Origin of the sequence: Melioribacter sp., from assembly GCF_049325435.1 — a bacterium.
GTDB classification, from domain to species: domain Bacteria; phylum Bacteroidota; class Ignavibacteria; order Ignavibacteriales; family Melioribacteraceae; genus Melioribacter; species Melioribacter roseus.
Genome location: NZ_JBMOLD010000002.1, coordinates 36,142 through 61,004 on the forward strand (window position 1 = coordinate 36,142; position 24,863 = coordinate 61,004).

21 protein-coding genes are annotated in these 24,863 nt (G+C 39.2%); 19 read left to right on the plus strand and 2 right to left on the minus strand.

The window, feature by feature from the left end:
- Position 1: 1 nt before the first annotated feature.
- Genes ACOYVE_RS01760 through amrB form a run of 3 tightly spaced genes read left to right on the plus strand, consistent with a single transcriptional unit; the run spans position 2 to position 2,908 of the window.
- A complete protein-coding gene (locus tag ACOYVE_RS01760; RefSeq protein WP_014855587.1) occupies positions 2-979 on the plus strand; it encodes a methyltransferase in 978 nt (325 codons plus the stop codon).
- 13 nt (positions 980-992) lie between these two features.
- On the plus strand, positions 993-1,835 hold the full coding sequence (locus ACOYVE_RS01765; RefSeq protein WP_014855586.1) for a hypothetical protein: 843 nt from the start codon (positions 993-995) through the stop codon (positions 1,833-1,835).
- Positions 1,836-1,843: 8 nt separating this feature from the next.
- Entirely contained in the window at positions 1,844-2,908 is a 1,065-nt protein-coding gene (gene amrB, locus ACOYVE_RS01770) for an AmmeMemoRadiSam system protein B (RefSeq protein ID WP_226990975.1), read from the plus strand.
- A gap of 4 nt (positions 2,909-2,912) precedes the next feature.
- Here the strand turns inward: amrB and uvrB are convergent, their stop codons facing one another.
- Together uvrB and ACOYVE_RS01780 are read right to left on the minus strand one after the other, a co-directional pair.
- On the minus strand, positions 2,913-4,931 hold the full coding sequence (uvrB, locus tag ACOYVE_RS01775; RefSeq protein WP_014855584.1) for an excinuclease ABC subunit UvrB: 2,019 nt from the start codon (positions 4,929-4,931) through the stop codon (positions 2,913-2,915).
- Between the two features lie 2 nt (positions 4,932-4,933).
- On the minus strand, positions 4,934-5,281 hold the full coding sequence (locus ACOYVE_RS01780) for a hypothetical protein (RefSeq protein ID WP_014855583.1): 348 nt from the start codon (positions 5,279-5,281) through the stop codon (positions 4,934-4,936).
- Positions 5,282-6,051: 770 nt separating this feature from the next.
- Between ACOYVE_RS01780 and ACOYVE_RS01785 the strand changes: the two genes are divergently transcribed.
- The 16 genes from ACOYVE_RS01785 (at position 6,052) to ACOYVE_RS01860 (ending at position 24,792) form a co-directional block, all read left to right on the plus strand.
- A complete protein-coding gene (locus ACOYVE_RS01785) occupies positions 6,052-6,990 on the plus strand; it encodes a hypothetical protein (protein WP_014855582.1) in 939 nt (312 codons plus the stop codon).
- Positions 6,991-7,322: 332 nt separating this feature from the next.
- On the plus strand, positions 7,323-7,649 hold the full coding sequence (locus ACOYVE_RS01790) for a hypothetical protein (protein ID WP_041355853.1): 327 nt from the start codon (positions 7,323-7,325) through the stop codon (positions 7,647-7,649).
- A gap of 173 nt (positions 7,650-7,822) precedes the next feature.
- Positions 7,823-8,764 carry a PD40 domain-containing protein gene (locus tag ACOYVE_RS01795; RefSeq protein WP_014855581.1) on the plus strand — a complete coding sequence of 314 codons (942 nt, stop codon included), beginning with the start codon at positions 7,823-7,825 and terminating at the stop codon, positions 8,762-8,764.
- A gap of 219 nt (positions 8,765-8,983) precedes the next feature.
- Complete coding sequence (locus tag ACOYVE_RS01800) at positions 8,984-9,373, plus strand: nuclear transport factor 2 family protein (protein ID WP_041355851.1); 390 nt, start codon at positions 8,984-8,986, stop codon at positions 9,371-9,373.
- Positions 9,374-9,848: 475 nt separating this feature from the next.
- Complete coding sequence (locus ACOYVE_RS01805; RefSeq protein ID WP_014855580.1) at positions 9,849-10,817, plus strand: AAA family ATPase; 969 nt, start codon at positions 9,849-9,851, stop codon at positions 10,815-10,817.
- Complete coding sequence (locus ACOYVE_RS01810) at positions 10,817-13,315, plus strand: S8 family peptidase (protein WP_014855579.1); 2,499 nt, start codon at positions 10,817-10,819, stop codon at positions 13,313-13,315. The genes ACOYVE_RS01805 and ACOYVE_RS01810 overlap by 1 nt, the downstream gene beginning before the upstream one ends.
- A gap of 274 nt (positions 13,316-13,589) precedes the next feature.
- Positions 13,590-14,432, plus strand: coding sequence for a hypothetical protein (locus ACOYVE_RS01815; protein WP_157867301.1), 843 nt, complete (start codon positions 13,590-13,592; stop codon positions 14,430-14,432).
- Between the two features lie 167 nt (positions 14,433-14,599).
- Complete coding sequence (locus ACOYVE_RS01820; RefSeq protein WP_014855577.1) at positions 14,600-15,514, plus strand: SIR2 family protein; 915 nt, start codon at positions 14,600-14,602, stop codon at positions 15,512-15,514.
- Between the two features lie 458 nt (positions 15,515-15,972).
- Entirely contained in the window at positions 15,973-16,776 is an 804-nt protein-coding gene (locus ACOYVE_RS01825; protein ID WP_157867300.1) for a helix-turn-helix transcriptional regulator, read from the plus strand.
- 81 nt (positions 16,777-16,857) lie between these two features.
- Positions 16,858-17,604 (plus strand): cupin domain-containing protein, encoded by a 747-nt coding sequence (locus ACOYVE_RS01830; RefSeq protein WP_157867299.1) that lies wholly within the window; start codon positions 16,858-16,860, stop codon positions 17,602-17,604.
- 716 nt (positions 17,605-18,320) lie between these two features.
- Entirely contained in the window at positions 18,321-19,160 is an 840-nt protein-coding gene (locus ACOYVE_RS01835) for a DUF3078 domain-containing protein (RefSeq protein WP_014855574.1), read from the plus strand.
- Positions 19,161-19,174: 14 nt separating this feature from the next.
- Complete coding sequence (locus ACOYVE_RS01840) at positions 19,175-21,259, plus strand: sensor histidine kinase (RefSeq protein ID WP_162098594.1); 2,085 nt, start codon at positions 19,175-19,177, stop codon at positions 21,257-21,259.
- Complete coding sequence (locus tag ACOYVE_RS01845; protein WP_014855572.1) at positions 21,256-22,608, plus strand: sigma-54-dependent transcriptional regulator; 1,353 nt, start codon at positions 21,256-21,258, stop codon at positions 22,606-22,608. The genes ACOYVE_RS01840 and ACOYVE_RS01845 overlap by 4 nt, the downstream gene beginning before the upstream one ends.
- Complete coding sequence (gene ybaK, locus ACOYVE_RS01850) at positions 22,592-23,065, plus strand: Cys-tRNA(Pro) deacylase (RefSeq protein WP_014855571.1); 474 nt, start codon at positions 22,592-22,594, stop codon at positions 23,063-23,065. The genes ACOYVE_RS01845 and ybaK overlap by 17 nt, the downstream gene beginning before the upstream one ends.
- Positions 23,066-23,137: 72 nt before the next feature.
- Positions 23,138-23,302: a hypothetical protein gene (locus ACOYVE_RS01855; protein ID WP_014855570.1), complete on the plus strand. Its 165-nt coding sequence runs from the start codon at positions 23,138-23,140 to the stop codon at positions 23,300-23,302.
- 152 nt (positions 23,303-23,454) lie between these two features.
- A complete protein-coding gene (locus tag ACOYVE_RS01860; RefSeq protein ID WP_014855569.1) occupies positions 23,455-24,792 on the plus strand; it encodes a KamA family radical SAM protein in 1,338 nt (445 codons plus the stop codon).
- The last annotated feature ends 71 nt before the right edge of the window (positions 24,793-24,863 follow it).

Here is a 24,863-nt window from a genome sequence, read left to right on the forward strand (position 1 = left end):
TATGAGTGAAATGCTCGACAAAAAGGAGATAGACAAACTTGCTTCGTCCTTTCGCGAAAGCAGAATTTTACTGTCGGCGGTCGAGCTCGATCTCTTTACAACGCTCGACGGTAAATTATTGACAAGTAAAACAATAGCGGAAGAATTGAACGCGGACGAATCTTCGCTTGAAATTTTGTTGAATGCCCTTTGCGCTCTCGGTCTGTTAAAGAAATCAAAGAACAAATATTTTTGCGCCGAAACCGCATCCAGATACCTGTCGCGCAAAAGCGGCGATTATATGGCTAATCTCCGTCATACGGCAAACCAATGGCGCCGGTGGAACAATCTTACCGGAATAGTTAAGAACGGGAGAGGCGCCGTAACTTTGAGCGGAAACGAAGCCGACAGAGAGGAATTTATTGCGGCAATGCACTACAGAGCCAAACCGCAGGCGGATATAATTTCTTATATGATCGATTTAAGCGGCGTCCGCAAAATGCTCGATATCGGCGGAGGCTCCGGCGCTTTTTCGTACGCTTTTATGAAGCGAAACCCCGAACTGAAATCCGTTATCCTCGACCTGCCCGAAATTATTCCGATTACAAAAAGATACGCTTCGGAAGAACAAATGACGGAAAGAACCGAATTTATTGAAGGCGATTTTTTAACCGCCGATTTTGGCAAAAATTACGATATGGTTTTTATCTCTTCGATAATCCACATGAACGGTAGCGGGCAAAACAAACTGTTGATAAAAAAATCAGCCGAGGCGCTCGCTCCGAACGGTTTTATCGTTATAAGGGATTGGGCGATGAACGACAATCTGACCGAACCGCCGGAAGCCGCTTTGTTTTCCGTGAACATGCTCGTCTCCACAAAAGAAGGGCGCAATTATTCAGAAAGAGAAATCGAAGAATGGTTCGATAACGCCGGCGTTCGACGGACGGAAAAAAAAGAAACCGGTTTCGGACCGTCGCTCTATATCGGATTTAAATAACGAGGGTTAAAATATGAAACGGCTTATCTCCCTGACGCTTGCCTTGTTGTTAATTAACGGCTGCAGCCGGGAAAAAACTCCCGGCAACTTTCTCGGTTCCGAATATCTGTTTGTAACTTCGCCGCCCGCAAATCTGGAATTAAGCGAGCGTCAGAAAGAATATCTGATTCTTTTCAAACACGGGTTCTCGAACGATGAAATAATAAATTATTTTAAAACGGATAAAGCCCGTTTCAACGAGGAAATCAATTTCCTCTTTTCAAACAACCTGATAAAAAAATCGGACAATAATTTTCTGCCGGCTTTCCCCGTAATTTCTTACGACGATTATAACGATATGCTGAACAAGCTCGACACTTTGATAAAAGACGTCGGTACGATTGCGCTCGACAGGCTCGAAAAAATTGAGAGCGAATACAACAAAAACAAAATGAACAGACCCTTTAAAGACGCGGCATACTATGTCGTTCGCGATTATGCGGTTATGAAAAACCTGTCCGATTTTGTTATTAAAACGGAGCCGCCCGCCAGAGGAACCGCACGATTCTATGCGGCTTTGTTCGAAAAGAAAATTTTTTCAAGCGCAGGATTAAACAACAAAAAATTCTTTAATGAAGATGAAATAAAAACCCTTGAAAGAATTGCAAAGATTACTCAAAAAGATATAACGGAATATTTCGAAAAACAGACGCCGAGACTCGTAAAATATTATCTTTCGTCGGGATTCAAAGACCAAGCCGGATTCAGAGAGTGGCTCTTCTGGTGCGGTTATGCGATTGCGGACAAAGCGACCGACTTGTTAAATAAGAACGGATATATTAATTTACCTGCGCCGGTCGATCTGGTAATGAAATGAGGCGCGTTTTGAAAAGAATATTGATCATATTATTGATGTCGCTGTCGTTTGCGGAATTTAACGCTCAGGATAAAAGAGACGTTCGGGATAAAATCGGCTTTTGCTGGAATGCCGGCGAGATGGATCGGTTCGTCGACTGGCTGAATAAAAATTCCGACGACAACGTTGATTTCAAAGGGCGTTTGATTGCAGCCGTTTCGGTTCACGACGATTATCTCTACGCCGGCAAAGTCTATCATCCGCTTTTCAAATTGATCGACGCCAAAGAGGTAATTATTCTGGGCGTTACGCATTCGACGGTCAGAAAGGAATTGGGGAGTTTCAGGAACAAGCTGATACTCGAAAATCATAAAGCGTGGACGGGAATATACAACGACGTCATTATCTCCCCGCTGCGGGAAATCATAAAGAAACGGTTGCCCCGGGATTATTATACCGTCAATAACCGCGCGCATCAAATCGAGCATTCCATCGAAGCGGTAATTCCTTTTCTCCAGTTTTATAATAAAGAAATTAAAATTACGCCTTTGATGGTTCCGGGGATGAACCGGGATACGATGGAATTAATTTCCGGGGAATTGTCGGAAATAATTGCCGGTTACATCAAAGAAAACAAACTTGTTCTCGGCAGGGATATTTTTATTCTGATATCGAACGACGCGAATCATTACGGAGTCGATTTCGACAATTATCCGTACGGACTGGACGAATCCGCTCATAACGCCGCAATTAACAACGACCTCAGAATTATAAACGATTATCTTGTGGGAGTTATCGGCAGGGAAAAGATTATCGGTCTTTACGGCGAGTTGATCGAAGGAGGAAATAAAACCACCCCGCCGCTCTGGTGCGGAAGGTATCCTCTCCTTTTCGGATTGACGACGGTCGAAAATATTGTCGATAAATTGCAACTCGGCAATCTCCACGGGGCATTGATAAAATACTCGGACACATACACGGAAAAACTTCTTCCCTTCGAAGGAAGTTCAATGGGCGCCACGGCTCCTTACTCGCTCGATCATTGGGTGGGATTCTTTACCCTTGGATTTTATATCGACGGCGGCGGAAAGTAAAACCTCATTTTTCTTTGATGGTTTTTTTCAGTTTTTCGATTTCATCTCTCAGAAAAGCGGCGCGTTCGAATTCGAGGTCTTTTGCCGCAGCGTGCATCTCTTCGGTCATCTGTTCGATCAATTCTTTCTTCTGCTCGTCGGTCATGTATTTGATTACCGGCTCGACCACTTTAAGCATTGAAGCTTCGGTCGACTCGCTCTCTTTTTTGCGGACGTCTGCAATGGAAGTCGAATTGAGAATTTCTTCGACGCTTTTATAAATGGTTTGGGGAGTGACGCCGTGTTTCTCGTTGTATTCCTGCTGTAGTTTTCTGCGGCGGTTGGTTTCGTTAATCGTTTTTCGCATCGATTCGGTAATATTGTCGGCATACATTATAACTTTTCCGTTTGCGTTACGCGCGGTTCTGCCGGCTGTTTGCATTAACGACCGTTCGCTTCTTAAGAAGCCTTCCTTGTCGGCGTCGAGAATTGCCACGAGCGAAACTTCTGGCAAATCCAGTCCTTCGCGAAGCAGGTTTACGCCCACCAGCACGTCGAAATCCCCGATGCGCAGATCGCGTATGATTTCCACTCGTTCCAACGCGTCGATATCGCTGTGGATGTAGCGCACTTTAATATTGAGTCTGTCGAGGTAGTCGGTCAAATCCTCGGCCATTTTTTTCGTAAGCGTAGTTACTAAAGTTCGTTCTCTCTTTTCGACGCGTTTTCGAATTTCGCCGATTAAATCGTCTATCTGACCGGTAACGGGACGCACTTCGATTTCCGGGTCGAGGAGTCCAGTAGGACGAATAATCTGTTCAACGTAAGATCCCCCGCTTTTCTCGAGTTCGTAATCGCCGGGCGTGGCGCTGACGTAAATTACCTGATTAACGAGATTTTCGAACTCCTCGAATTTCAAAGGACGGTTGTCGAGCGCCGAAGGGAGTCGAAAGCCGTATTCCACCAGAGTTTCTTTCCGGGAGCGGTCGCCGTTGTACATCCCTCTTATTTGAGGAATAGTAACGTGCGACTCGTCGACAATCAGAAGATAATCTTTAGGGAAATAGTCGAAAAGGCAGTAGGGACGCGAACCCGGCGGTCTGCCGTCTATATGGCGCGAATAATTTTCGATTCCCGAGCAATAACCGATTTCGCGCATCATTTCGATATCGAAACGGGTTCGTTGTTCGAGTCTCTGCGCTTCGACGTATTTTTCCTGCGACCAGAAATACTGGAGGCGTTCTTTCAATTCCTCTTCGATCGATTTGATGGCGCGGTTGATTTGCTCTTTCGTAGTTACGAAATACTTAGCCGGATAGATCGGAGCCGAGTCGACTTCTCGTATCGTGTCGCCCGTTATCGAATCGATTACGGAAATCCGTTCGATTTCGTCGCCCCAAAATTCGACTCGAATGGCTTCTTCGTATTGATAAGCCGGAATGATTTCGACAACGTCGCCGCGGGCTCTGAAAGTTCCTCTCGAAAATTCGATATCGTTTCGCGTGTAATAAATGTCGATCAGATCGCGCATCAATTTTTTACGGTTGATTTCCTGACCTTTTTTCAGGAATAAGATTTGCCGGGCGTATTCGTCTGGCGCTCCGATGCCGTAAATGCTCGAAACGCTGGCGACGATAATCACGTCGCGGCGACCTTCGATTAACGCCGTTGTGGCTTTCAGCCTCAGCCGGTCGATTTCCTCGTTGACGGAAAAATCTTTTTCAATGTAGAGGTCCCTTTTAACGACGTACGCTTCCGGCTGGTAATAATCGTAGTAACTGATAAAAAATTCGACGGCGTTATTCGGGAAAAAGGATTTGAATTCCGAATAGAGTTGAGCCGCGAGTGTTTTGTTGTGCGATATAATCAGCGTCGGTCGATTGACTTCTTTGATTACGTTGGAAATGGTATAAGTTTTCCCGCTGCCCGTTACGCCGAGCAGCACCTGGTGTTTCAGTCCCTTATTGAGACCCTCGACCAATTCCTTGATTGCCTTCGGCTGATCGCCTGAAGGCCGGTAATTGGAAACTAATTCAAAATCCATCTTTAGTTTCTTATCCTTACCTCGGCGGCGTGAAAATAGCCGTCGTGCAAATGTCCTCTCAAAGTTACTCTGTTTGTTACGTCCATGCCGGGCGGCAATGAAATCGGGCCGACGACTTTCATTTGAACGCCGGCTTTATCCTCGACGTAGAAAACCGTACCGCCCGAAGCCTGATCGACAAAGAATCCTTTGTCGTGAATTACTTTTACAATTATATCCCTGTTTACGTTGCTGTTTTTGTCGAAGTCCGAAAAGAGTCCGAGATCGTCTTTCGGACTGAAGTAAGTAAAATAAAGCGCCGCGATTACGGCGACGATCATTACGGGCAGTATTAATTTTTCTATTTTCATAAAAGCCTCTCGTTCCGTTTAAATGAATTATAAATATATAAAATCTCTTTTGAAATGGGCAAATTAGCGCGGGGAATAATTTCCAGGAACGGTTTGGTGCGGTTAATTCGCGTAAGAAATGATTATAAGCCGCGTGATTAACAAAAGCGGATAAAGAAAATCACAAATTTCATATTAACCCCGCAGAGGCGACATTATAGTAAAAAATAACGCCAGCCCCGAAACAAAACCCCGAAGGGGTGAAATGATTGTAACAAAACAACCCTGACACAAACAGAAACCCCGCAGGGGTGACATAGCAATCGCCGTAAAACATCATGTCACCCGTCCCGGGTTCTTTCTCTGTTTGATAATTCTATGTCTACAGTAATATCAACCCTCCGGGTTTATGTTTTGCCCTGTACAAATACCGGATGATAATGAAATAAGAAAAAAAATATTGAGCAAAGAAATTTTATCAAAAGTGAACCCCGGAGGGGTGAAATGATTGTAACGAGACAAACCGGACAGAAATCCAAACCCCGCAGGGGTGACATATAAGCATCGGGAAATTCTTGTTTCATTTGTTTCTGTTTTATAACTGCAACGCAACTAAAAGGAGAAGTTATCGGCAGTCGATAAGTTTTTCTTTGACATTATTGTTTAATCAAATTAAATTCAAAAAGAAACTTTTCGGTTTAAGGGGGAATATTAAAAATTTAAGTCAGCATAAAAACAAAATATTACGTAAAGAATTATGTTACCAGCAATTTTAGGACCACAGAAAATCAATGAACATACGAGTTGAATATAAAGACTCCGCAGGGACAATTACCAATAAGACACACCGTCTGACACGACTTTCTTTTGCAAAACATTTAGCAATTGCCGGACAAGGTTATGCTCCTCGTCCACAAAAACTTATTCGGACACTTGCTATGTTTTTTCATTATAGCAGTTACATTCAAAGACAAGCGTTTTACAACGACAGATTTTCAGAACCTCCTATCCAACTATCGGACCCCACTGAGAAAGGACAATTTTCAAATCTTGCAGGCAAGGCAATCGCTGATTTTTTAGCAAAGAGGATAGACAATGCGCTTTTCACAGTAAATTATGAAGCAGCAATGAAAAAAAAAGGCCTGTCAATTAAAGGTAGTCGTCCAGATTTATTAGCTTTTAATAATAACGCAACATTTGCAATTGAAGCAAAAGGTTATTCTGACGGACACGGTAATATGACAACTCACAAAACACAATCTCAAACAGGCAGAATTCCTGTTAATTTTTCTGTTGCTTGTGTTTCTTATCACCTTTACAATAATTTTCAATGTAAATATCACGACCCATATAATGACAATGTTCCTTACGATAATGAATTATTGAAAAAACTAACTCGACAATATTATAGTGGACTAGCAGAATTTTTAAATGAAAAATATTTCAACTACAGAGAAATAGAAATTCAGGGAGAAAAATTTTATGAAGTTGAATTGTCGTATAAACTTTTTGAGAAATTATTCCCTGAGGAATTTCCGTTTAGACATTTTTGGCATTTTGAAATTCTTGAATATTACAGACCTAGGATAATTCTACCCACTGCAATTAGAGATTATGCAGAAAACGGTATTACAAATGATATTAAACCATTCATTTTTGACATTAATAAAGAGCAAGAAAAGAACTTGTATATAGACAATGACAGAATTGGCTTACAAATTAGAGGATAGAAAAACGGCTGGTAACAATGTATATACAAAATAGGCTAAATAGTAGTAATTGCAAAGGTTGTAGCCCGCTTCAACATTGTAACGATTTGATAAGTTCGAAGCCCGCAATCGCCTGCTTTGCATATACTAACCGTTGACATCAATTTTAAATAATTTTTACAAAAAATTATGAACTCAGAAAAAAAAGAACATACTATATTCAGCTTTATTATCTTATGAGTGGTTATTGCTCTGTAAAGATGAAAAATATCCATTAAAAAAGATTTGGAAAATTTGAAAATATAAAAGGAGGACCAATTGTTAACGCTGGTACACTAATTTCATTTGGATATATGGTTTTTGTATTTGCGACAGAATCTAAGATATATGACGAATTTATTTTAAAAAATCTAGATATAAATGATTTTGAAATAGAGTTGGATTTATCTGAAAGTTCTGATTCAAATAAGAGTTTTATTAGAAGAATTAGAAATTCATTTGCTCACTCAAGATTATCTCTATCTGGAAAATATTTAATTTTGGAGGATGCTCCACCACAAAAGGATGTTAATTTTAGAGTTAAAATATTAACATATAAAATTGGGAATTTTATGAATAATATTTTGAAAAATTGGAATGATTTTGAGATGGCTTTAAAAATGAATGGTAATGAAAACTGATGATAATATTATGTTTGCGAGAAGGCGGGCTAATGTGCGTAACTTAGGATTTTGTGCCTTATAAAAACTTTCTTTGTGAGTAGGGCAAGTGAGGTGCAATTTAATCCCACCATTCGCAAACATTTTCCCGTAGGCAATTATTTAAATCAAACAATACGAAAAGAAGGTATTATATGACCATAAGGTATTATTTCTTATCAATAATTGGAGTATCTTTTGTTTTACATAGTTACAACTCTATTAACTCGGATAAATCCTATTTAGGTCAAAAACCCCCGGGCGACACCCCTGAATTATTTGCCCCGTCAATTATTAACACAGATAGTATAGAAATCAATACGGTTTTTAACTCTTCTTTCACTGAATTATTTTTTACGAGAATTATTGATGGAAGCTTTGTTATACATCATTCTGAATTAATTAATGGAAATTGGACTGAGCCCCGCCCCATTCAACTGTATTCTAACCAAGATGCTAAATCTGTAGCTATTGACCCTTCAATTACTCAAGATGGCAATACGATGTATTTCCTCGGTATTAGCCCTGAAGAACGCTCAAACGACTCCAAACCAAATATATACAAAAGTCAAAAAATAAATGGTGAATGGCAAATAGCCTCAAAGGTTGAATACCCTGTATCAACTGATGAATACGCAGAATCATACCCAGTAGTTGTAGCAGATGGGAGTCTATACTTTACATCCGACCGCCCAGATAGTTTTGGAAAACGTGATATTTACCGAGCTCAATATTTAGGTGACGGGAAGTTTGACACACCCGTAAATATTGGTTCAAAAGTTAATTCAGAAAAAAATGAAAGAAGTACTTATGTTTCACCGGATGAAAGCTTTTTAATCACTATGAATACTTATACTGACGAAAAAGGATTTGCTGTATCATTTAAAAAAAACAACATATGGCAAACACCTTCTTATTTTGACCTTGGCGAACCTATAGTCGAAGACTGGATTTACTTCTGTCCTTATATGTCTCCAGACGGTAAGTACTTTTTCTTTTCAAAAAGGTATAGTAATCCTCCAAATAGCGGATGGAAAGGAGTAACCAAAGGAGAGGTGTATTGGGTAAATGCTGATGTGATTTTTAATCATAAATGAAAATAAACAATTACTAATAATGGCTATAAGTAGTTGATTATACTCATCAGCGTCAGATTTCCTGCCGATTTTCAGTTTGGTGTATCCTTGCAAAATTAAGTGCAAACCCTCGCAACTACTCATAGCCGAAACTATGAGAGGTCATACTCTGACGACATAATAACCGGACAGCAGCATTATCAATTTTTAACAAGTAAAAATATAAGCGAGGAAACGACATTGAACAAAGACCAAAAACAGCTTTGGAAACTAATCCGAAAAATCAACAACTGTTGGCACAGAGGAAACCCGTTAGAACTTTCGGATTTTTTTGACCAAAATGTTGTGTTTAATAGTCCTGATTTCAAACGTCAAATCATTGGCAAAGACAACTGTATTCGGACATATATTGATTTTATGAATAACTCAAAAGTCCTCATATACAATGAGAGCAATCCGGCAGTCCAACTGTTTGCAAATACAGCCGTTGTAACTTATGACTTTGAAATGAAATACGAACAGAATAACAATACATATCACGAAACGGGAACGGATATTTTGATTTTTGAGCGCCGTCAGGGCTTGTGGAAGGTAATTTGGAGAGGACTGAGTAACTTAAAAAATATATGATAAATATTTTCGCGTTGATATGACATCATTCTGCTTCGGGAAATTATTATGTCACCCGTCCCGGGTTTTGTCTATGATTGATGATTCTGTGTCTACAGTAATGTCAACCCTCCGGGTTTATGTTTTGTTCTGAGCAATAGCCGGACAATAATGAAATAAGAAAAAAAATATTGAGCAAAGATTTTTGCCACACACAAACCTCGGAGGCGTGACATATAAGCATCGGGAAATTCTTGTTTCATTTGTTCCCGGTTTTACGTTATATAAAGGAGAAGTTATCGGCAGACGATAAGTTTTTCTTTGACATTATTGTTTAATCAAATTAAATTCAAAATGAAAAATTAATTAGTTTAATGGGAGATGTTACAAAGCTAAGTTAGTATTAAAAACGAAATTTTACGTCAAGAATTATGTTGTGTACTATGCTTAGAAATGATAAAATATTCATACTTTTGGAAAATAAAAGGAAAATAAAATGGCAACTGCAGAACAATTAAAATCTTTAATTAAATCTCATTTCAGCAATGAGCCAGAAAGATTTTATACTATAGCTCTGCAATTAGCTGCTCACGAAGCAAAAAAAGGGCATGCTGCATTAGCTCATTCTATACGTGAATTAGTTGAATTAGAACGTAAAAAAGGTGGCCCTAAAATATTAAGATTCCCGCAAGACTTAAAAGGGTTAGTATTGCCGGAGAAACCTGAAGTATCAAAAAATTCTTTAGTAATACATTCAGAATTAAAAGAGCGAATAAATTTGGTAATTCAAGAATACAGACAACAGTCTAAACTAAAATCGTTTGGGTTGAGCCATCGAAGGAAAGTTCTATTGATAGGTCCCCCTGGAACAGGAAAAACAATGACCGCAAAAGTTTTAGCATATGAATTACACCTGCCATTACATATCATTCAGGTAGATAAATTGGTTACTAAATTCATGGGCGAGACAAGTGCTAAATTACGACAGATATTTGATTTGATTGAAAAAGAACATGGAGTATATCTTTTTGATGAGTTTGATGCTATAGGTGGCGAACGGTCATTAGATAATGATGTTGGTGAGATGCGTAGAGTGCTTAATTCGTTTTTACAATTCATAGAACTTGATTCTTCAGACAGTCTTATAATTGCTGCAACTAACAATCCTAAATTACTGGATAAGGCATTGTTTAGAAGATTTGATGATGTTTTATACTATGATAAACCCAATGAAGATGAAATAAAGAAACTTATATTAAATACTTTAGGCTCGTTTAAACCTTCAAAAATTGATTGGAAATCAATATTGAATAAAAGCATATCTCTTAGTCACGCTGAAATAGTCTTGGCCTGTACAGATGCAATTAAAAAATCAATATTAGGGAACAAGAAAAAGACTACCACAAAAGTAATAATTGAAATGTTAGAGCAAAGATTGAATGCACATAAAGGAATAAATAAATAATGGATGCAAACCCTTTCAAACATATAAAATTATCAGGCCCTGATGCACATTTTAATTATACTTCTGTTCGATCTGGGGGAAAAAGCCCAAGGATACCAGAAAGAAATAGAGAACAACATGGTAACAGAATCTATCGGCAATTAGAACAAGCATGGCAAGATTCAGAGAATAAATTTTTAGTAGCTTATCCTGAAAGAGCAGGTATTTATTTAGAATTTATCAGTTCACCCGGATTTGAATTAATGATTAAAAGTCTTGAAGATTTAAGACAAGGAATAAGATTATGCAACGTACGAACCGAAATAAGAAGTATCAATAATGAAAGAGTAGAAACAACATTAGCAACTGTTTTTATTCCAAGAGGTAAAAGAAATTTCTTTTTTAGGAAAGTAGAGAAGTATTTAGAAGAGGAAACTAGTACAGGGAAACCCAGAAATGCTGATTTAATCAATTCCATAGAAGAGCTTAGAACCGCCCTTTTGATAGATTCTTTTTGGACAGATGATAGAAGATTAATACCAGATGAACAACCTGAATGGTGTGAGGTCTGGTTGAGAGGTGAGAATGAAGTTGAAGTTATTTCAAATTTTGAGTCAATTTTATCTGAACAGGAAATAAATTCAAAATCAGGTTACATAAAATTTCCTGAAAGAATTGTAAAGCTTGTTCAGGTAAATAGAGAACAGCTTCAAAAACTTTCGAGATTATCGGACGATATTGCAGAGTATAGAAAGGCAAAAGATACTGCCGAATTCTTTTTAAATTTAGAACCTTTCGAACAACAAGAATGGGTTGATGACTTATTACAACGATTATCTATTGATGAAGAATCACAAGTGACAATTTGTCTTTTGGATACAGGAGTAAATAATGGTCACCCATTAATATCACCTGTATTAGTTGATTCAGATTGTTTATCTGTTAAACCAGAATGGGACACCAATGATCATCATGGTCATGGAACACTGATGGCAGGTGTATCTGCATACAATAATTTGCAAGAACTTTTTGAAAGTTCTGATAGGGTTACCTTATACCATAGGCTAGAGTCTGTAAAAATATTGCCGCCAGTAAGACAAAATGACCCTGAACTTTGGGGAGACATTACATCACAAGCCATAAGCATTGCAGAAATCAATTCACCAGATAATAAAAGAGTTATTTGTTCGGCAGTAACTGCTTCTGATACTCGTGATAGGGGTCGACCAAGTTCATGGTCAGGTGCTATTGATAATATTACATCAGGCGCTTTTGACAATGAAAAACGACTGATAATACTTGCGGCAGGAAATATTACAGATTTTAATCAAATCACTAATTATCCTAATAATCAATTGACAGATTCGATACACGATCCCGGACAATCTTGGAATGCGTTAACTGTTGGGGCATTCACTAAATTGACAGATTTAACAGATTCTAGCCTAAATAATTACCAACCATTAGCTCAACAAAATCAGATTTCTCCTTTTACCACTTCATCATTAACTTGGGAAAGTAAATGGCCAATAAAACCGGAAGTGGTATTTGAAGGTGGAAATGTTGCTATTGATAATACTGGTATGTGGACTGAATGCAACGACTTCTCACTAATTTCAACTTATTATCGGCCCACTCACCGTCTTTTTGAACCATTTAATATGACTAGTGCTGCGACTGCACAGGCGGCACGTTTTGCTGCACGCATTCAAGCAATGTACCCGGACTATTGGCCGGAAACAATTCGAGGTTTAATTGTACATTCAGCTAATTGGCCGGAAGAGTTATTCAGGCAATTTGTTCAAAATCCTACTTCAAAAAGAGAAATACTGCAATTATTAAGAATAGCAGGATATGGCGTGCCGAATATTGACAAGGCATTATTTTGTGCTTCAAACAGCTTAACACTCATAGCCGAAGCGGAAATACAACCATTTATCAAAGAAAGAGAGGAGCACCCTAGGACAAATGAAATGCATTTATATAGACTTCCCTGGCCAACACAGGTATTGCAAGAGCTTGGGGAAGCAGAAGTTAAAATGAGAATAACCCTTTCATATTTTATTGAACCAGGTCCGGGAGAGATCGGATGGAAAGATAGATATCGTTATCCCTCTCATGGTTTAAGATTTAACATAAATTCACCAACAGAAAGTGAAGATGAGTTTATAAAAAGAATAAATAAGGCGGTAAGAGAAGATGAGTTTGATCGCCCTGATACAGAAAGCCCTTCTGACCATTGGATGATTGGACAAAATCGAGATAAAGGTTCAATACATTCAGATATCTGGCAAGGTACTGCGGTTGAACTGGCGGCATCCAATTTAATTGCAATTTATCCAAGTATAGGCTGGTGGAGAGAAAGACCATATTTAGAAAAGGTTAATAATAGAACAAGATATTCCTTAATTATCAGTATTGAAACGGAAGAACTAGATGTTGATATTTATACCCCGGTAGCAATTCAACTAGAACAACGTGTTCCAATAGAAATAAGCACAGCACACAACAATGTATAAGCGTAATGCGGCTTAAATACTAAATATGAACGATTTAACTATAAATAAACAGTTGGAGAAAATTGAAAGTGAAATGCGTCAAATACCCGCACTACGCTTATACTCAACGTTGGCAAACATTTGAAAGGACATGAATAGAGTAATCAACAAGTTTTTGGAACTATCGAGACGAACTGACTTCAAAAGGTTTCAAAATAACCTGTCATTAAAACTCTACGAACAATTTGGACTGTCATATAAAAACAACGACAATGAAGTTGTTATGGTGACTAAAATGACAAATGAGTTGAACAACAAGAATTTTGGCAATTTCATTCACATTCGAGCCTATAAAATTCATAGAGCAAAATCCTATGTAGAATTCTCTTACCGAGACAAACCGACAACCAGAGAACTTGGGGACTTAATTGTAATAAGCATCGTATCAGACAAGAAAAAGCGACTACTTCAGAAAACATCAATAATTCAAAACAAAAAAGAAAAGGACATGACATGGGACATTGACCAAGAACAATTATTTCTCCTAAAAAACTTCCCGACAATTTCCTCATCAAAAGGAATTTTCAAAACAATCAGACGCGACCTTGACTTCATTAACATGAGTAACTCACTTGGTAGCTATGGATTATTTCATTCACCGGGAGATATGATATATGCATCAGCAGTTGTAATAGCAAGTCTATATAAGAAGAATAAAATTAACTATGACGACTTTGAAAACATTGAGAGTTACTTATCAAACTCAAATACGAACCCTTTTGGGCATAATCTTTTCCATATAGAAGACATAATCTACTTCTTTGAGAAATACTATCGAAGATTTGCATTTCCTTGGTTGTTCGGTTCACATAACAATTTCTTTCTTGGACACTGCCATTTTACGAGAGACATATCGGACTTTATTAAAAATCTGACCTATTTCAACATTGGAGAATACAGCTACGTCAATGGAACAATAATAGACGAACATCTCGACAATTTTTCAAACACTGTTTTAAGGACAATCGGCTTTCAAGAATTCATTGACATTGACGCTGGTAATGAAAGAGAAATTAATAATGACATCGACATCCAAATTATCGTAACTCACATGGACGTTGGGACAGAGAAAGAATAAAAATTAAAAACGTTTGCCAACATCGGGTGTAGGTAATGGCGGCAGGTACATAAATATGAGGCATTTAGCTCACAAAAAAACATTCGGTTTCGGTGGACACTAATGTGTTCCAAAACCGCTACTACCCATACCCAGAGCTGTTGGCTGCAAGCTAAAAAATAAGTATAATGAATACGCAACAAGTAAAAAACATTATTGAATCTACTAGTGACATTGCATTTATAATAGGTAATGGAATTAATAGATATTTTGGGAATAATGCGATTTCTTGGGAAAACTTACTTCTTGAATTGTGGAACGAAAACAATGGGAATACGCAACAACAAACTTCTATACCCCGAGGCGTATCATTTACTGAATTTTATGATGCATTATTAATTAAAAACTTCACTAAAAAAGATTTTACAGCTGAGTTACAAAAAAGTGTTCAGAAAAAAATGTCTGTATGGGTACCCATTGAAAATGGTCTGAAATCAATCTTAAATAAGATTAAATCAAAAAATGCTCCAGTTTTAACTACCAATTTTGACGATTTGATTCCCAAATCACTTCATTTAGAATTCAGAAAATTAGAAGAAAAGGGATTTACCGATTTCTATCCTTGGTCTTGTTATTATAGTGATATGCAAGTAAATAATCCTTCTAAAAATTTTGGTGTTTGGTATCCAAATGGTATGATAAAATATCATAGAAGTATTAAGCTGGGACTATCTCAATATATGGGAAGTGTATCAAGAGCAAGAAAACTAATCCACAAAGATGTTGAAAGAATTGAATTTACTGGGAAAAATCAAAATTATTGGGAAGGATTTAAAACTTGGTTGCATATCATCTTTAATAACTCATTATTCATTTTTGGTTTGGGTTTAGAAGAAAGTGAAGTTTTTATACGGTGGTTACTAATAGAAAGAGCAAAATATTTCAAAAAATTTCCCAAAAGACGACATAAAGGATGGTATATAATGAAGAAAAAAGAAAAGGAAGAGATTACTGAAGGAAAGAAATTTTTCTTTAAATCAGTAGGAATTGATGTTATAGAACTAAATGAGTACAAAAATGTTTACGAAGATATTTGGGAATAAAGCCAGCTGCCAACAAAAAATATAATGCATGCCGCAATTAGTTGTAAATATGAAAGTTAATACACAAATCAAATTAGTCGTAACTTGAAAAATAATCGTTTCAAAATGCGTTGCACGCCATATTTAATCCCTTGTGCCCAATGCTACAAACATTGTTATTCATGGATACTGACATAGTACTTGATATTTTAAGATGATCTTGCCCCCATCTTGTAGTCAGTCAGAAAAACAGCTATATTTAATTAATGCAAATAAAGCAGAACAATAAGAGCATACGACAAAGAAATTAAGCTATCGACAGTAATAATGACAGCAGAGGAAATTATCTCTTGGAAATGTTGTGAAGGATATTGTAATCGGCACGGGAAATTAAGGATCAAGTTGATTAATTTATTGTACGATTTTTTGTAAAGAAGAGTTGTTTGTTTTAACTTTCAAGAATAACAAATGATTAACCTGTGGAAACGGGCAACTACATACATATCCCTAATAACACAAAGGCAAGCAATTATATTCTTTGCATGTGGGAGTTTCTGGGAGGCAGTCAATATACGGAACATATTTTACCCCAGGGAGTCGTCGAGATTGTGTTTAATCTGGCTGAGCCGATAAAAGGCAAATTGCCTAACGCTGACAGCGTAGCCCAAGCCCCGCTTTGTTTTATTCAGGGAATTCATACCCATACATTAACGGCGTATTATTCGGGCGCTCATCATCTGTTCGGCATCAGACTTCGCCCTTATACCGTGAAGGATTTTCTTAATATACTTTCGCGGGAAGCAAGTAATCAGGCAATTGACGCGGTTCTGGTAAAGCCGGAGTTTCGTAATTTATGGCATCAATTGTGCGAAGCAAAGAGCTTTCGGGAAAGGGTAATGCTGGTAGAAAACTCTTTCCGGTTTGATTCTGTTCCGGGATGTTCGCGGTCTGCCCGTATTTGTGAATTATTCTATTCAAACCAAATAGATTCATTTAAATCGGTTGATCAACTTGCCCGGGAAGTTTGTTATTCTTCACGACAACTCAGCAGAAAATCGCACGAGCTTTTTGGACTTTCGGCTGAAGAACTTATTCTTTATAAAAAATTCATGTATTCGGTGAATTTAATGCATCGCGAGAATTCCAGGTTGGTAGACATTGCGCTTCAAAGCGGATTCTATGACCAGCCCCATTTCAACAAAGTATTTAAATCCTTTACCGGACTTACGCCAAAGGAATATTATTCTCAAAAGACAAGCCTGCCATTCCATTTATTTATATAACCTCGGTAATCGGAATAAATGTCCGATTTATACAATTATTTAAGACAGACACTCCTATTTTGCATTAAAAAATGGAGTTTAATGATGTTAAAGAAGAATATAAATTCAATCAAAAGGATAACTGTCTTAAATCTGTTTGGGAAAGGATTGATTTACACAACAATCCTGATTGCCTGCTATTTGATAGTCGGATACATTTTGCACCTGGCGATCTTTCCCGAAGACAAACCTGAAGTTTCTTCTTATTTTAAACCAGGACATGTTTTTGAAAGTCAGGCTGAAGGATTCCGGCAGACAGTCGCCAGGCAGGAAAACGGACTGGTTTATTGTTATTTGGAAATTAAACCTTATGCTCCTGGCCCGCCGAAGCATATTCATACCAACTTTGACGAAACTTTTGAAATTGAAAACGGGGAACTTTCCATCTGGATTGACGGAAAGATTAAAAAAATAAAACCGGGCGAGACTGTCCGTATTCCGAAAGGAACTCCACATAAACCGTTTAACGAAACATCCGATACGATACGAGTGAAAGGCGCTTTTCCGTTTCCCGAAGGGTTCGCTTTCGGTTTGGTACAAATATACGGATTAATGGACGACGACCCGGATTTTGGCAAATTTCCTCATACAATGTTAATGGTCGCGCCGCTGTATCAGAGCGATTTTGATTCTTACCTTGCGGAAGGTCCTCCTGTTTTTATTCAAAAATTAACATCGTTTATCCTTACTCCGATTGCACGACTCATGGGATACAAAAGTTACTATAAGAAATATGACATATCTATGAAGGGGAATGATAAGGCGATTTATCTTCAAAAAAATAAATAAAACACGTAAATATAACCGCGAAGCTTTATGTCACCCGTCCCGGGTTTTTCCTCTTTTGTATGATTCTTTACATACAGTAATGTCAACCCTCCGGGTTTATGAATCGCCTGAACTAATACCGGGCGATAATGAAATAAGAATAAATATTTTATAGCAACGGAAATTTATGACCCATCAACCCCGGAGGGGTGGAATGATTGTAACAAATATCGCCAATCCGAAATCAACCCCGAAGGGGTGAAATAAGAATAACCGCAAAACCTTATGTCGCCCGTCCCGGGTTTTTTCTATGATTGATGATTCTGTGTCTACAGTAATGTCAACCCTCCGGGTTTATATTTTGTCTGAACAAATATCGGACGATAATGAAATAAAAAAAATATTTTAGAGTAACGAATTTTTATGACACCAACCCCGCAGGGGTGAAATGATTGTAACGAGACAAACCGGACAGAAATCCAAACCCCGCAGGGGTGAAATAAGAATAACCGGAAAACCTTATGTCACCCGTCCCGGGTTCTGTATCTGTTTGCTGATTCTGTGTCTACAGTAATGTCAACCCTTTGGATTTTAGATATGCGATTGACCGATTGACGACAAAAAGATAAGAGCTTCCACAATCTGTTGTATAGAGCGAATCCAAGATTTTATTCACGAAACCGCAAATAGACTTTTTATTTATTAAATTTATTATCCGCAAAATAAAGAGGTTGTAGATGGCATACAGAACTGTCATTATTTACTTGTTTTCACTCGGTCTTATTTTAGCGCAAACTCCCGACTCGTTGAAAGGGAAGTGGATTCCCGGATTGACAACGGGACTCGGCATCAATCAGGTGGCTTTCAATAATTGGGTAAAGGGAGGCGAGAATTCGATCGCCTGGACATTGTACGGCGACTTTAAATTGAAATACGGCGCAGACAAATGGAATTTCAAACATCAATTAAAAGCCGTTTACGGAAGGGCGAAAATAGGCGAAGCCACTTATAAAACTACGGAAAACGATCTATTTATGGAAGACGTCCTTTCGTATAAAGCCGGCTGGGCTGTCGACCCGTTCTTTTCGAATTCTTTGAGAACGCAGGTTACCAAAGGATACGACTACAAATTAACCGGCGCTCCCAACGTGTCGGATTTTTTCGATCCCGGTTATATTACTCAAACCTTCGGCTTCGCTTACGACAAATATTCGAACATTACCACAAGAATCGGCGTCGCATTTCAGGAGGTAATATCGAACCGATTTATTCAATATACCGACGACCCTGAAACGAGCGAAATCGAAACGTTCAAGTTCGAAACGGGATTCGAATCCGTTACGGATATGAATTTTAAGCTCGACGACAATATCGCGCTTGCAAGCAAATTGAGATTGTTCTCGCGTTTCGAAAGCCTGGATGTGTGGGACGTAAGGTGGGACAACGTAATTACCGCTAAAGTGAATAACTGGCTGAGCGTAAACTTTACTTACTTGTTGCTCTATGAAAAAGCGCAGTCGTTAAAAACGCAGACTAAAGAAGCGTTGCAAATAGGAATCACTTATTCTATTTTGTAATTATGGGAATGTTATTGACTCAAATAATTTTTCTTGCTTCGTCGTTTATTGCGGCGGTCGGACTAATTTATGTGATTTATGCCCGCGCGGGCGAAACGGTAAACACCAGGCTTTTTTTGTTGACGCTCTTTCTTATAGTCGGCTATTTGATTTCGCACACGATTCATTTTGTGTTCATGCCGTCGCACGACGTAACTCTGCTCGACCGTTCGTGCCATTCCCTGCTCCTTTTGATTATGGTTTCGATTACGTTTTTTACCATTTACTATCCTCATAAAACTCTTAAAACAAAGCTTGCGGAATTCCTGATAATAGTTCCTTCGGTAGTTTTGCTGGTAATGTTATGGAAAGGGTGGCTGGTAAGAGAATCGCACGCTCACGATTTCAGCTTCTATCCGTATTTCAGCGATCTCTATCCGCTCTACTTAATCTGGTATTTGATTTTGATTCTCTTGAATTATTACTGGATTATTTTAAAATACAAATCGACGGACAATCCCGTTTACAAAAAACAATTGATGTTGTATCTATTCGGACTTGTAATTACGAGCACGGCAACGTATATCTTCGGTTTGCTTTTACCGTGGATACTCGGCTTTTATTATCTCGTTGAAATAAGTCCGCTGGCGTTTACGGTCGGCTTCATTTTCTTTACCGCCGTAGCCGTTGGCAAATATAATATGTTTCCGGTCGCAAAGGAGAAAGTTGCGGCTTTCAGTCTTAATAAAAAAATATTTTTTGTCGCATTGATCTTCGTCCCAATTATAATTCTATTGATACAAATTCCCATCGGAAGAATAATATTCGGCGTCGAGCCGGGAAGCGAACAGATACGGTTCTTTCTCTACAGCGCGCTCGTCGGAATTATAGTAAGCGTTACTCTTTCTTTTGCATTTTCGAAAATTATCGCGCAGCCGATATCAATCTTAAAAGAAAAAGTAAACGAAATAGAACGCGGCAATTTCGACGTTAAGACCAACATCCGCTCGAACGATGAAATCGGCGAATTGTCCCGCGCTTTCGACAACATGGCTGAAACGTTGAGTAATAATATCCGCGAATTAAAAAGAAAAGAAGAAAGAATTTCCGTGCTGTTGAACGCGTTCGAAAAATCGCTTGCCGCAATTGCCATAGTCGACAAGGACTTGAAGATTATCGAAGCGAACGGACGGTTCTACGAAATTTGCGAATGCGAATTAAAATCCGGTCTGAAAGGTAAATCGATTCGCGAAGCGCAGTTCGGTTTGTCGGAAAAAACGCTCGACGAAATTATAAACGCTGTTAAACAAAAGAATATTTATCTGGGCGAGATTCGCGTAATTACCGCGAGCCGAAACGAAAAAGACCTGTTGATTTCCGTGTCGGAAAACGGCGACCCGGGCTCGGGTTATCTGTTCGTGGAAATCGATATAAGCGACAGAAAGAAATTGGAAGCCGAAATTATAAGGTCGGAAAAATTCGCTTCGCTGGGAAAGATGTCAGCCGTCCTTGCCCACGAAATTAAAACTCCGCTTACTTCGATAAAAATGAACGCCGATATTTTGAGCAAATCGCTCGATCTGACAGAAGACGAAAAAGAATCGTTTTTTATTATCAACAAGGAAATTACAAGGCTTACCAATCTGGTCAAAGAAGTTCTTCGGTTTTCGAGAGAACTGACAATTTCGAAATCGGACGCCGATATTCATTCTTTGTGCGAAGACGTTGTAAGGCAGACGATGCCGGATCAATCCGACAAAAACGTTGAGATTGTCAATAATGTTGCAAAAGTTACATTGAACGTCGACCCGGATAAATTCAAACAGGTGTTGATTAATCTTGCTCAAAATGCGCTAGACGCAATCGATAAAAACGGCAGACTCGAATTTTACTCTTCTTTCGAGGATGACCGTTTCTGCTTATACATTAAAGACAACGGAAAGGGAATCGAAGATAAAGATAGAATCTTCGATCCGTTTTACACTACCAAAGCTTCGGGAACCGGGCTCGGACTCTCGATATCAAAAAAAATAATCGAACTCCACGGCGGCGATCTTGTGCTCGTAAAATCTCAGCCGGGAGAAACAATTTTTCGAATTAAAATTCCGCATGAAAAATGAAACCCAAATTATTAATCATCGACGACGACGATTCGATTCGTCAAACGTTAACTAACTATTTCAAGAAACTCGGTTATGGAGTTTTATCCGCGCGCGACGGCAATGAAGGGCTCGAAATTTTTGAAGCCGGTTTGCCCGACCTTATTATCTCCGATATCAGAATGCCGGGTTTGTCGGGCATCGAATTTTTGCAGAAGGCAAAAGAGACCGACTCTCATGCAAAGATCATACTGATAACAGCTCACGACGATTATAAAACGACAATCGAGGCGATGCAAAAAGGCGCGTACGACTATTTCGAAAAGCCGCTCGACATCGAAAAACTAAAAATTGCGGTTGAACGCGCTTTGGAATCGAAACAGTTGAGCGAACGAATCGGCTCGATGATCGAAAAAGAAGCCGAAGAATTCAAACCCGAAAAAAGACTGATCGGCAAATCTTCTTCCATGAAAGAAATCTATAAGATAATCGGGCAGGTCTCAACAAACAGAGTGACTGTTTTGATACAGGGCGAAAGCGGCACAGGAAAGGAATTGATCGCTAAGTCGATTCATTACAGCGGCATTACGCAGAACCATCCTTTTGTAGCCGTAAATTGTACTGCAATTACCGAGTCGCTGCTGGAAAGCGAATTGTTCGGACACGAAAAAGGCGCTTTTACCGGAGCCGACAGATTGAAAAAAGGGAAATTCGAACTAGCCGGCGAGGGAACCATTTTTCTCGACGAAATTTCGGAAATGTCCCCGCATCTTCAGGTGAAATTATTGAGAGTTTTGCAGGAAAGGGAATTCGAACGCGTCGGAGGCGAAAATTTGATACCGATGAAAGCGCGTATTATTACGGCAACCAACAGAAACCTGGAGCGGCTCGTAAAGGAAGGCAAATTTCGAGAAGATCTTTATTTCAGACTGAAGGTCGTTTCGATCGACGCGCCGCCTTTAAGAGAACGGAAAGAAGATATTCCCGCGCTTGTTAATTATTTTCTCAATAAATTGAACGCCGAACTTCACAAGAACGTAAATAAAATCTCTGCTGAAGCCATGGAAGCGTTGACGGATTACGATTGGCCCGGTAACGTGCGCGAACTGGAAAATACTCTGATGCAGGCTATTGTCCTTTCTAACGATGAAGTTTTGCATAAAGAAAATCTCTTGATAAAAACCGGTCTTTACGACAATCCGAATAAACTTATATCGCTCAAGGAAATGGAAAAGAAGCATATAAAATTCGTTCTGGATCGTACCGGCTGGGACAAACCGAAAGCGGCGGAAATTCTGGGCATATCCCTGCCCACTTTATATTCGAAAATCGAAAATTACGGTTTGAACGAAAATGACGGCAAAAACTAACGCTCTCAGATTACTCGATAAACTGAACGTAGGTTACGAGACTGCGGTTTACGAATTCAGCGAAGACGAAATCGATGCCGTTTCGGTAGCCCGGAAAATAGGAGCCGAGCCGGAGCGGGTTTTTAAGACGCTCGTCGCAAAGAACGAATCCGGCGATATCTTTGTTTTTGTAATTCCCGGCAACTGTGAGATCGACCTGAAAAAAGCCGCTTCTACTGCCGGCGTCAAGAAGATTGAGCTGGTTAAAGTTAAAGAACTTCAGCCGCTAACCGGCTATATCAGAGGCGGATGTTCTCCGATCGGAATGAAAAAGCAATATGCGACGTTTATCGACGAAACGGCGCAAATGTGGGACAAAATATACGTCAGCGCCGGAGCGAGAGGGGTGCAGTTGCTGATTTCGCCCGAGAATCTGAGAGAAATTACAAATGCGGAATTCTCCGAACTAATAAAGTAGCCCTGCCGATTTATTTTCTTTTTATTGCGGTTTTTTCTTAAATTTGAAGCTCAAAAAAAGGAGATTATTTAAATGGCAAAACAACAAAGCTTTGCAGATAAAGCAAAAGCGAAAGCAAAAGCGGCTTTTGTGAATGTTAAAGTGGTTTCTACGGTTAAATCAGAAAACGGCAAATATAAATTCCAGGAAAAATTCGTAAAACTTGACGACGTTAATAAAGTAACATCTTTAAAATAAATATCTTTTTTATACCGAAATATCCTGTCGAAAGTCCGTAGTCGTATACCCGCTGTCCGGTCGAGATGAATCAGTGTCGCTAGTTATAACTAAGCATGCTGGTTCCGTTTTCGATTATCCTATTTTCTTAAATAAAACGAAAGGAGCCTGTCATGAGAAATTATAAGAGCTTTACGCTGAGGAATTGGAAGGAATTGCCGCAATTGCAAAAATTGAGCGATTACGAGAAGAAAGCCATTGAAGTTGTCGGTACGGTTCTTCCTTTCAAAACAAACAATTATGTAGTCGAGGAACTGATAGATTGGAATAATATTCCCGACGATCCGATTTTTACGTTAACGTTCCCGCGCGCGGAAATGCTGCGGCAGGAACATTATAAGGAAGTGGAGAAATTGCTCGATTCCAACGCGCCGCAGGAAGAGATAAAAGAAACGGTTAAAAACATCAGGTGGGAACTCAATCCACACCCTGCGGGACAAAAGTACAACGTGCCGAAAATTGACGGTATCGAATTAACGGGAGTTCAGCATAAGTACAGGGAAACCGTCCTGTTTTTCCCGAGTCAGGGACAAACGTGTCACGCTTACTGTACTTTCTGCTTCAGGTGGCCTCAATTTGTCGGTATGAACGAATTGAAATTCGCGATGAAAGAAACAGAATTGTTGATTAGGTACTTGAAAGAACATACCGAAGTAACCGATCTGCTTTTTACCGGCGGCGATCCGTTAATAATGAAGACTAAAATTCTCGCCTCTTATATCGATCAAATACTCGACGCCGACATCGAAAATCTTCAGACTATAAGAATCGGAACCAAAGCAATCGGCTACTGGCCATACCGCTTTATTGACGACCCCGACGCCGACGATCTGATAAGACTCTTCGAAAAGATTATTTCAAAGGGTAAGAATCTGGCAATCATGGCGCATTTCAATCATCCCGTTGAACTGAGCACTCCTGCGGCCGAAGAAGCAATAAGAAGAATCAGGGCGACGGGCGCGCAGATTAGAACGCAATCGCCGTTGTTGAGACATATTAACGACTCGTCCGAAGTATGGGCTGAAATGTGGCGCAAGCAGGTCAATTTGAACTGCATCCCTTATTACATGTTTGTGGCTCGCGATACGGGCGCTCAGGAATTCTTCGGCGTTCCGCTCGTCGAAGCGTGGAATATTTATCGAAACGCCTACAAGAATGTTAGCGGCGTTTGCCGTACGGTGAGAGGACCCAGTATGAGCGCCACTCCGGGCAAAGTTCAAATTCTCGGCGTAAGCGAAGTTAACGGCGAAAAGACAATCGTACTTAGATTTTTGCAGGGCAGAGATCCGGACTGGGTCGCCAGACCGTTCTTTGCCAAATACGACGAGAAGGCAATCTGGCTCGACCAGCTTAAACCCGCTTTCGGAGGCGATAAATTCTTCTTCGAAGATGAGCTCGAATCGATCTTTCACGAACATATCTACGACGACGAATCGGAAAATTTCGAATAACGGATAAATTGATTTGACTGTTAATCCCGGATTAATCTGCGCGCGAGATTATTCCGGGATTTTTTTTAGTA